This is a genomic window from Streptomyces sp. NPDC046712 (genome assembly GCF_040645695.1).
Lineage (GTDB): Bacteria > Actinomycetota > Actinomycetes > Streptomycetales > Streptomycetaceae > Streptomyces.
This window is the reverse complement of record NZ_JBEYYW010000018.1, coordinates 164,457-174,016: the sequence shown is the minus strand read 5'-3', so window position 1 is coordinate 174,016 and position 9,560 is coordinate 164,457. Positions and strand designations below refer to the sequence as shown.

Below are 9,560 nucleotides of genomic sequence, written 5' to 3'. Positions count from 1 at the left end.
CGACCCGCTGGCCGACCTCCCGGCGGAGGAGCGGTTCGGCTTCGAGGTCTCCCAGGCCGAGGTCACCTACCGAGGACTGTGCCCCTCCTGCGCCTAGGTCGTCTCCGGCAGGCGGGCTAGGGCCACCGCCGGGAGAGGCCCTAGCCCGCGCGCAGCTCCTCGATCACCGGTCCGAACGTCTCCATGGCGTCGTCCAGGACCGTGAGATACGAGAACCCGTACCGCTCACGCTGCTCGCGCAGCTGCTCGGCGATCTCCCGCACGCTGCCGACGGCGAGCAGCGGGAGCTCCAGCGCCTGCTCCTCGCTCAGATGCGACACGTACGGCAGGAAGTCCGCCACCGCCGCCGCCCGGTCCTCGGTGACGACGACCCGCTGGAGCAGCAGATTCAGCTCCGCGGGGGCGATGCGGTCCGCTTCCTTCTCGAAGCGGCGGTACGCGGCCACCCGCTCGTCCATCTCCTCGGGGGACAGGACCTCGACCCGGCCTCCCTCGGTGCGCCCGCCGGTGAACGCCATCACGTCTGCGTGCCGGGCGGCGAGACGCAGCACCCGGTCGCCGTTGCCACCGATCAGCAGCGGCGGGCGGGGCGCACCCTCCGCGTCCAGGATCCGGTCCAACTCCTCGACCGTACGGGTCAGATGGTCGACCCTTCGGCCCGGCGGGAGGAAGTCGATCCCCGCCCGCTCGTGCTCCTCGCGCACATAGCCCGCTCCCAGCCCCAGTTCCAGCCGGCCTCCGGTCAGGGCGTCCGTCGTCGTGACCTCGCGGGCGAGCAGAGCCGGGTTCCAGAACCCCGCGTTGAGGACGAAGGTCCCCACACGCGGCCGGGTCGTGGCCTCGGCCGCGGCCACCAGGGCAGGGAAGGGGGCGGGCATCCCCAGATGGTCGGGGACCAGGATCAGGTCGTAGCCCAGCTCCTCGGCACGGCGGCAGCGCGCGCGCCACTCCTCGCCGGTCCCCGGCCGGAGCATGTTCACAGCGAAGCGGAACGGTAATGCCATGGCGGCGGCTCCCCTTGTCGGTGCTAGCGTGCCGGCGCTAGCGTGGTCGTGTGGCGAAAACTCAGTTGAACGTACGTGTGGACGAAACTACCGCCGACACCGCCCGCCGGCGGGCGCAACAGCGCGGAGTGAGCGTCAACCGCTACATCGAGGAACTCGTCCAGCAGGACGCGGGGGAATCGGGGCGCGCCTTCGTCGAGGCGGCCGCCGACTTCATGAAGCAGTACGAGGCCGTGTTCGCCGATGAGTTCGGCTCGGAGCGTGACCGCACCGCATGAGCCTCACGGTCGACATCGCCTGGCTGCTCATGGTCGCCGAACACCACACGCCCGGCGACCCCCAGGTCACCGACTGGGGCGCGCTCGTCGCCGCGGTCGGCCGGCACGACGCCGAGATCTTCGGCGTGCCCGTCTACAGCGACCCGCACGCCCGCGCCGCCTCCCTGCTCCAACTCCTCCTGCACATCCCGGCCCTGGAGCACTCCAACGCGATGTTCGCCTCCGCCGTGGCGTACGGCTATCTCGTCGCCAGCGGTCTGAAGGTCGTCACCTCGCCCGAACAGGTCCGCGACCTCGCCCGTCTGGTCAAGGAGGGCAAGGCGGACGTCCGTGCCATCGCCGCCGAGCTGCGGCAGTGGAGCCGCTGAGCCGGACGCGTCCCGGACCCGTCGCTCAGACCCGCCGCGCCGTGCCCAACGCGCAGTACGAGGAGGGGAGTCGGGGACCCTTCTCCGGGACGACGAGACTGCGGTACGCGATCGTTTCGAACCCCGACGCCTCGATCGCCGCCAGCGGATCGCGCGCCGTGTGACAGCCGCCGAACAGCAGCGGCCACACCGTGCGGTCCAGGGCGCGCTGCGTCCGTGCCATCCCGGGTGACGGCGCCAACCCGTGCTCGAAGAAGTGGAGTTCGCCGCCCGGGCGCAGCACTCGGTGCAGCTCGGCGAGCGCCCGTGGCACGTCCCGTACCGTGCACAGCACCAGAGACGCCACCGCCGCGTCGAACGCCTCGCTCTTCACCGGCAGCGCCTCCGCCGCGCCCGGCACCACGTCCACCGGCACATCGGCCCGCAGCGCGGCATCGGCCGCCAACTGACGTAGATGCCGCTCCGGTTCGATGGCGACGACCTCGGACACGGCGCCGGGATAGTGCGCGAAGTTCAGCCCGTTCCCGGCGCCGATCTCGATGACGCGGCCGGACAGACCGGTCAGCAGCTCCGTACGGAGGGCGCCGATTCCGCCCTTCGTATCGGCGGAGACGCTGAACCGAGCGTAGAAGCGGGCGAAGAGGGGATGGTGGACGGCGTCCCGGGGGACCCGGGTGGAACGCGCTGACATCGCGGACCTCCTCCGACGCTCGAGGGCGCAGACGCGGACGGACGGGAGGATTCTGCCCGCGTTCCGCCCGTCTCAGCCCGACACGAAGCAGAACTCGTTGCCTTCGGGGTCACGCATCACCTGAAAGGCCCCTTGTGGGTCGGTGACGATGCCGCCGACGCGGGACGCGCCGAGGGTGGTCGCCTCCTCGGCGGCCGCACCGACGTCGGCCGCGTGCAGATCCAGATGGACCCGGTTCTTCACGGTCTTGCCCTCGGGAACCTGCTGGAAGGCGATCCGGACGAACCCGGGCGGCTCGACGTACGACCAGTCGGGGCTCCGGTCGACCGGAGCCCCGCCGAGCAGCTCGGCCCAGAACCGCACCAGCCCCGCCGGATCGCCGCAGTCGAAGACGATCTCCGAAACGTGTGCGCGCATAGGGCCAGCCTACGGAGGTCAGGGCCGGGCGCGAGCGGTGAACCCCTCGGCGTCCCAGACCCCACCGAGCGCCGGGGCCAGCCACTCGCCCGCCCGCGCCCGGAACGCGGCCGGAGCGAGACCGCCCGCGCCCTCCGGCACGGCCCCGAGCAGCGGAGCGTCCGCCGCCTCCGGCAGATCGGCCAGATTGCAGCGCGACGCCAGATCGGGCGCGGCGGGCCAGCTGCCCACCACGACGCCCAGCTGCTCGATGCCGCGCGCCGCGAGGGCCTCTGCGGTCAACGCGGTCGTGTTGAGCGTGCCGAGCCCGGCGGGCACGACCACCAGGACCGGCGCGCCGAGGAGCCGGGCCGCGTCCGCGAGCGTGCCGCCCTCCTCGTCGAACCGGACGAGAAGCCCGCCCGCGCCCTCCACGAGCACCAGGTCGTGGTCGACCGCCAGCTTCGCGGCGGCCTCGGCGACCTCCCGGGGCCCGACCGGCGCCGACCCGGCCCGCCGGGCGGCCGTGGCCGGCGCCAACGGCTCGGGGAACCGCCCCAGTTCGACCGAGGTCCCCGCCCCGGAGAGCCGTACGACCTCGTCCGCGTCCCCCCGTTCGCCCGGTTCGAGCCCGGTCTGCGCCGGCTTGAGAACGGCGACCGACCGCCCCTGGGCCGTGGCCACGGCGGCCACGGCCGCGGTCACGACCGTCTTGCCGATCTCCGTCCCCGTACCGCTGACGACGATGACACCCATGCTGTGCCGAGTCCTTTCCCTCGTGTGCTCAGCCCGCCGCGGCGGCGGCGTGGACCGCCGCGCAGATGCGGGTGAGATCCTCGTCGCCGGTCACGAACGGCGGCATCGTGTAGATCAGGTCACGGAACGGGCGCAGCCACACGCCCGCACGGACCGCCGCCTCCGTCGCCGCGGCCATGTCGACCTCGTGGTCGAGCTGGACGACGCCGATGGCGCCGAGGACGCGCACGTCCCGTACCCCCGGCAGCGCGGCGGTGGCGGCGAGACCCTCCCGCAGGCCCGCCTCGATCCGCTTGACCTCCACCGCCCAGTCCTGGGACAGCAGCAGATCGATCGAGGCGCAGGCCACGGCCGAGGCCAGCGGGTTGCCCATGAACGTCGGCCCGTGGGCGAGCACCGGGACCTCGCCGCGCGAGATCCCGTCGGCCACCCGCGCCGAGCACAGCGTCGCCGCCATCGACAGATAACCGCCGGTCAGCGCCTTGCCGACACACATGACGTCGGGGGAGACCCCGGCGTGGTCCGCGGCGAACAGCGCTCCCGTACGGCCGAAGCCGGTCGCGATCTCGTCGAAGACCAGCAGGACGTCGTGCTCGTCGCACGCCTCCCTGAGCACCCGCAGGTACTCGGCCGAGTGGAACCGCATGCCGCCCGCGCCCTGCACCACCGGCTCCACGATCACCGCGGCCAGCTCGTCCGCGTGCCGCCCGATCGCCTCGCGCAGCAGCTCCGCGTACGACTCCTCGTACGCGACGGGCGGCGGGTCCACGAACACCTGGCGCTGGAGCACGCCCGACCAGAGCTCGTGCATCCCGCCCTTGGGGTCGCACACGGACATCGGCTGCCAGGTGTCGCCGTGGTAGCCGCCGCGCCAGGTGAGCAGCCGCTGCTTGCCGGGCCGGCCCACCGAGCGCCAGTGCTGGAGGCACATCTTCACCGCGACCTCGACGGCGACCGAGCCCGAGTCGCTCAGGAAGACGTGCCGGAGCGGTTCGGGGGTGATCTCGACCAGGCGGGCGGCGAGCCGGACGGCCGGCTCATGGGTCAGCCCGCCGAACATGACATGGCTCATCCGGTCCAGCTGGCCACGGACCGCCTCGTTGAGCACGGGGTGGTTGTAGCCGTGGATCGCGGACCACCAGGAGGACATGCCGTCGATCAACTCGGTCTGCCCGTGGGAGGGTTCGGCCAGCCTGAGCCGCACCCCGGACGCGGACTCGACGACCAGCGGCTCCGCACGGCCCGGCATGGGGCCGTACGGATGCCAGACGTGCGCCCGGTCCAGGGCCAGCAGTTCCTCGTTACGCATTCGGCGCGAGGTCCGTTCCGGCGCCACGCCGGCGCACCGCCACCAGATCGGTACGGGCCTCCGGCACCTCGGCCGGGGCCTCGTCCGCCGGAGCCGCGGCACCGCACGGCCCGCAGCCACCGCCCGCCTCGGCGTGCGAGCCACAGCCCGCGCCCGCCTCGGCGTGCGAGCCGCAGCCCGCCGACGCCGAGGAGCCGCAGCCACTGCCCGCACCCGCCGCCGCGAGCGCGTCCGCCCGGTGCGCGGGGAGCGTGGTCGTGCCCGCGCCCTCCACCTCGAAGCCCGCGTCCGCGATCATGTCCAGGTCTGCCTTGCCGGCCTGGCCCTCGCTGGTCAGGTAGTCGCCGAGGAAGATCGAGTTCGCGATGTTCAGCGCGAGCGGCTGCATCGAGCGCAGATGCACCTCGCGCCCGCCCGCGATCCGTACCTCGACGTCCGGGCAGACGAACCGGACCATCGCCAGGATCCGCAGACAGCGCTGCGGGGTGAGGTTCCACTCCTTCGCCAGCGGCGTGCCCTCGAACGGGATCAGGAAGTTCACCGGCACCGAGTCCGAGTCCAGCTCACGCAGCGCGAACACCACGTCGACGAGGTCCTCGTCGCTCTCGCCCATGCCCGCGATCAGGCCCGAGCAGGCCGAGAGCCCCGCGGCGTGCGCCTTCTGCACGGTGTCCACGCGGTCCGCGTAGGTGTGGGTGGTGGTGATCTCCCCGTACGTCCCCTCGGACGTGTTGAGGTTGTGGTTGTACGCGTCGGCGCCGGCCTCGCGCAGCCGCTCCGCCTGCCCGTCGGAGAGCAGGCCGAGGCACGCGCACACCTCGACGCCCTCGTTCTGCTCCTTGATCGCCTCGATGGTCTTGCCGACGCGGTCCACGTCGCGGTCCGTCGGACCGCGGCCGCTCGCCACGAGGCACACCCGCTTCGCACCGCCCGCGACACCGGCGGCGGCCGCCTGGGACGCCTCGTCCGGCTTCAGCCAGGTGTACTTCAGGATCCCGGCCGTGGAGCCGAGCCGCTGGGAACAGTACGAGCAGTCCTCCGGGCACAGCCCGGACTTCAGATTGACCAGGTAGTTGAGCTTCACCCGACGCCCGAACCACCGGCGGCGCACCTTGCCGGCCGCGGCCACCACATCGAGCAGTTCGTCGTCGGAGGTCGCCAGCACGGCGAGCGCTTCTTCACGGCTCGGCAGCTCGCGCCGCAGCCCCTTGTCCACCAGCGTGTTCAGCAGGTCCATAAGGGCTGATCCTGGCCTACGGCACACCCCGCGGCCAAGGAGGAACTGAACAAACGAGCCGGATTCAGGTGTGTGCATGGCCACACCCTGACCTCGGCCACGGACGGTTAGGGTCTGTGCGCTGCCTACAAAAGGATCTGGCCCATGCACCGGGACGAGGACACCCGCCGGACCGCGTTCGACTGGACCGACGCCGAGGCGCGCCGTCGCGAGCGGGCGGGTCTCGTCCGTACGCTCAGGCCCCGCGCCGCGGAATCGGACCTGCTCGACCTGGCGAGCAACGACTACCTCGGACTGACCCGCCGGCCGGAGATCACAGAGGCGGCGGCCGAGGCGGCACGGCGCTGGGGCGCAGGCTCCACCGGATCGCGCCTCGTGACCGGCACCACCCGGCTGCACACCCGGCTGGAGCGCGAACTCGCCGAGTTCTGCGGATTCGAGGCGGCCCTCGTCTTCTCCTCCGGCTACACCGCCAACCTCGCCGCGCTCACCGCGCTGAGCAGCCGCGACTCGCTGATCGTCTCGGACGCCGGCAACCACGCCTCGATCGTCGACGGCTGCCGGCTCTCGCGCGCCGAGACGGCAGTGGTGCCGCACAGCGACCCCGAGGCGGTACGCAAGACCCTGCGGGCCCACGAGGGCCGCCGGGCCCTCGTCGTCTCCGACTCCGTCTTCTCCGTGGACGGCGACAAGGCGCCGCTGACCGAGCTCGCCGGGGCCTGCCGGGCCCATGGTGCCGCGCTCGTCGTGGACGACGCCCACGGCCTGGGCGTACTCGGCGACGGCGGCCGGGGCGCCCTGCACGCCGCGGGTCTCGCGGGCGAGGAGGACGTCGTCGCCACCCTCACCCTCTCCAAGTCGCTGGGCAGCCAGGGCGGCGCCGTCCTCGGGCCCGCCCGGGTCGTCGAGCACCTGGTCAACGCGGCCCGGACGTTCATCTTCGACACCGGACTCGCCCCGGCCGCCGCGGGCGCCGCCCTCGCGAGCCTGCGGATGATCCACGGTGAGCCCGGCCTCGCCGAGCGCGCGCGTACCGTCGCCACCACGCTGCACCGGATGCTCACCGAGGCCGGACTGACCGCCGTACGCCCGGACGCGGCCGTCGTCTCGGTGCGCGCCCCTTCGCCCGAGGCCGCGCTGCGGTGGGCGGCCGACTGCCGCGAACAGGGCCTCGCGGTGGGCTGCTTCCGGCCCCCGTCCGTCCCGGACGGCATCTCTCGACTGCGGCTGACGGCCCGCGCGGATCTGACGCAGGCGCAGATCGACCGGGCGGTGGAGACGATCGTGCGCACTGCACCATCGGCCCCCTGATCGCGACCCAAATGCGGTCTCTGATAGCAGAGTTCACCGCTTCGGGCGACACATATGCACATATCTTGGTGGATGGCCGCACAGGGCGGCACGATCGGTGGCACTCTGACGCGAAGCGCAATCCGGGCCGGGCCCGGTGGGAAAGGGACAGCGTCGCCATGGCAGACCACCAGGAAGCAACCGTCACTCTGCCGAGCGATCCCGCCTCGGTGTCCGCCGCCCGGAGATATGTCGCCGACGTCCTGACCGGCTGGGGGCTCGCGGAGGCCGGCGACACCGCCGACACGGTCCGGCTGATCGTCTCGGAACTGGCCACCAACGCCGTCCAGCACACCTTCGGGCAGTCGCCCACCTTCACGGTCGACGTCCGCCTGGAGCGCGAGGAGCAGCTGCACATCGGGGTCACCGACAGCCACCCCCGCTGGCCCAAGCGGCTGCCGGCGGCGGTCCAGCAGGACAACGGCCGGGGGATGGTCATCATCCGCTTCCTGACGGCGGAGGCGGGCGGCCGGCTCTCGGTCACCCCGACCGACGAGGGCGGCAAGACGGTCTGGATCAACCTCCCCTGGACGTCCTCCCCGAACTAGGGTCACGCGCCCCGGGCGAACCCGCCGCGCAGCAGCGCCCGCAGCGACCGCGCCGCCGGACCCGACTCCTCGCCGCGGTGCGCCACCGAGATCGTCCGGCGGAACGACGTCGGATCCAACGTCCGTACGCCCAGTGGGGACGACGCCATCGCCGCGACCATCTCCGGCACCACCGCCACCCCGAGTCCCGCGCTGACCAGCGCGCACACCAGCGCGTAGCCCGGCGTCCGGCAGACGACCGACGGAGTCGCGCCGACCCGGGCGAGAGCACCCTCCACACCCCGCCTCGGCGGATGGTCCGGCGCGCTGCTGATCAACGGCTGACCGGCGAGCTCCGCGATCGGCAGCCGGCCCGAGCTCTCCGCCAGGACATGACCCGGGGCCGTGACCAGGACCAACTCCTCGACCAGCAGGGGCTCCAGCAGGACCCCCGGCGGCAGCGGGGCGGGCTCGGCGGGCTCGTAGGTGTGGGTGAGCGCCAGATCGACCTCACCCTCCGCCACCGCGACCACCCCGCCCGGCGGCTCGTACTCGGCGACCGTCAGCTCCACGTCCGGATGGGCCCGCCGGAACGCACTCAGGACCGGCGGCAGCAGATGGATGCCCACGGTGGTGAAGGTGCCCACCCGGAGCTGCCCGCCGGAGAGCCCGCTGAGCTGCGCGAGCTCATGACGCGCCCGCTCCATCTCGTCCAGGACCCGGCGCGCACGGGTGACGAGCAGTTCACCCGCGGGCGTCAGCCGCGCGCCCCGGTGATGGCGGACGAGCAGAGCGGCGCCCGCCTCCCGCTCCAATTTGGCGAGCTGCTGCGAGAGCGCGGGCGGGGTGTATCCGAGCCGGGCGGCGGCCCGAGTGATCGAGCCGTCCTCGGCGACCGCCACCAGAGCCGCGAGCCGCACCAGATCCTGCATAAAGCATTCCTTTGGGCAGACCCACGAGATTGCCAGTACACACTAAAGGCTCGCGGCGGGCACGCTGGGGTCATGGACGGACAGCTGATCGCCTTCATCGGGGTCGCGGCGGGCATGGTGGCCATGCCGGGCGCGGACTTCACCGTCGTCGTACGCAGTGCTCTGGCCTCCCGGCGGGCCGGGGTGGCCTCCGCCGTCGGTGTGGCGGGCGGGCTCCTGGTGCACACCGCCCTCGCGGTGGCGGGGCTCGCGGCGGTACTGATCGCCGTACCCGTGCTCTACCGGGTGCTGCAGATCGCCGGCGGCGCGTACGTGCTCTTCCTCGGCGTGCAGGCGCTGCGCGGCGCGCTGCGGGCGACGGGGGAGCCGTCGGCCGACACCGCCGGTGAGGCGAACCTGTCCCGCGCGTTGCGTCAGGGGTTCCTGGCCAATGTGCTCAACCCGAAGGCACCGGTGCTGTTCCTGACTCTGCTGCCGCAGTTCGTGCCGGACGGCGTCGCGGTCGTACCGCGCACGCTGCTCCTCGCGTCGATCGTGGTGCTGCTGGCCCTGCTGTGGTTCCCCCTGGTGGCGGTCCTGGTGGACCGGCTCGGCCACTGGCTGCGGCGTCCGCGGACGGCCAGGACCGTACAGGGGGTGACGGGCGGCGCGCTCGCCGCCCTGGGGCTGACCCTGCTGTCGGCTCCCCTCGCGGGGAACTGAGGCCGGTGTC

Annotated in this window: 12 protein-coding genes and 1 pseudogene; 6 read left to right on the top strand and 7 right to left on the bottom strand. The window is 72.8% G+C overall.

Translation table 11 applies throughout. The features are described from left to right. Positions 1-97: pseudogene (locus ABZ939_RS23750) on the top strand (transcriptional repressor); the annotation flags it as partial. A gap of 43 nt (positions 98-140) precedes the next feature. Here the strand turns inward: ABZ939_RS23750 and ABZ939_RS23745 are convergent. Then, positions 141-1,004: an LLM class F420-dependent oxidoreductase gene (locus ABZ939_RS23745; protein ID WP_361858554.1), complete on the bottom strand. Its 864-nt coding sequence runs from the start codon at positions 1,002-1,004 to the stop codon at positions 141-143. A gap of 50 nt (positions 1,005-1,054) precedes the next feature. Here ABZ939_RS23745 and ABZ939_RS23740 point away from each other — a divergent pair, with 50 nt between their 5' ends. Together ABZ939_RS23740 and ABZ939_RS23735 are read left to right on the top strand one after the other, a co-directional pair. Beyond that, positions 1,055-1,282, top strand: coding sequence for an antitoxin (locus ABZ939_RS23740; protein ID WP_361858551.1), 228 nt, complete (start codon positions 1,055-1,057; stop codon positions 1,280-1,282). Next, entirely contained in the window at positions 1,279-1,650 is a 372-nt protein-coding gene (locus ABZ939_RS23735; RefSeq protein ID WP_361858548.1) for a fic family toxin-antitoxin system, toxin component, read from the top strand. Before ABZ939_RS23740 ends, ABZ939_RS23735 begins: the two co-directional genes overlap by 4 nt. A 25-nt stretch (positions 1,651-1,675) precedes the next feature. Here the strand turns inward: ABZ939_RS23735 and ABZ939_RS23730 are convergent, their stop codons facing one another. The 5 genes from ABZ939_RS23730 to bioB form a co-directional block, all read right to left on the bottom strand. Continuing rightward, positions 1,676-2,341 carry a class I SAM-dependent methyltransferase gene (locus ABZ939_RS23730; RefSeq protein ID WP_361858545.1) on the bottom strand — a complete coding sequence of 222 codons (666 nt, stop codon included), beginning with the start codon at positions 2,339-2,341 and terminating at the stop codon, positions 1,676-1,678. A 72-nt stretch (positions 2,342-2,413) separates the two neighbouring features. Continuing rightward, a complete protein-coding gene (locus ABZ939_RS23725) occupies positions 2,414-2,758 on the bottom strand; it encodes a VOC family protein (protein WP_361858543.1) in 345 nt (114 codons plus the stop codon). 18 nt (positions 2,759-2,776) lie between these two features. Further along, positions 2,777-3,493: a dethiobiotin synthase gene (gene bioD / locus ABZ939_RS23720; protein ID WP_361858540.1), complete on the bottom strand. Its 717-nt coding sequence runs from the start codon at positions 3,491-3,493 to the stop codon at positions 2,777-2,779. Positions 3,494-3,521: 28 nt separating this feature from the next. Next, the gene (locus tag ABZ939_RS23715) at positions 3,522-4,802 is read right to left on the bottom strand and encodes an adenosylmethionine--8-amino-7-oxononanoate transaminase (RefSeq protein WP_361858537.1); all 1,281 of its coding nucleotides are present in this window, start codon (positions 4,800-4,802) and stop codon (positions 3,522-3,524) included. Continuing rightward, positions 4,795-6,039, bottom strand: a complete 1,245-nt coding sequence (gene bioB, locus ABZ939_RS23710; protein ID WP_361858534.1) for a biotin synthase BioB — start codon at positions 6,037-6,039, stop codon at positions 4,795-4,797. The genes ABZ939_RS23715 and bioB overlap by 8 nt, the downstream gene beginning before the upstream one ends. Before the next feature lie 144 nt (positions 6,040-6,183). Between bioB and ABZ939_RS23705 the strand changes: the two genes are divergently transcribed. Then, a complete protein-coding gene (locus ABZ939_RS23705; protein WP_361858531.1) occupies positions 6,184-7,350 on the top strand; it encodes an 8-amino-7-oxononanoate synthase in 1,167 nt (388 codons plus the stop codon). 158 nt (positions 7,351-7,508) lie between these two features. Then, positions 7,509-7,937, top strand: coding sequence for an ATP-binding protein (locus ABZ939_RS23700; RefSeq protein WP_361858529.1), 429 nt, complete (start codon positions 7,509-7,511; stop codon positions 7,935-7,937). Positions 7,938-7,939: 2 nt separating this feature from the next. Here the strand turns inward: ABZ939_RS23700 and ABZ939_RS23695 are convergent, their stop codons facing one another. Next, positions 7,940-8,848, bottom strand: a complete 909-nt coding sequence (locus ABZ939_RS23695) for a LysR family transcriptional regulator (protein WP_361858526.1) — start codon at positions 8,846-8,848, stop codon at positions 7,940-7,942. A 72-nt stretch (positions 8,849-8,920) separates the two neighbouring features. Here ABZ939_RS23695 and ABZ939_RS23690 point away from each other — a divergent pair, with 72 nt between their 5' ends. Further along, positions 8,921-9,550, top strand: a complete 630-nt coding sequence (locus tag ABZ939_RS23690) for a LysE family translocator (RefSeq protein WP_361858523.1) — start codon at positions 8,921-8,923, stop codon at positions 9,548-9,550. Positions 9,551-9,560: the final 10 nt, after the last annotated feature.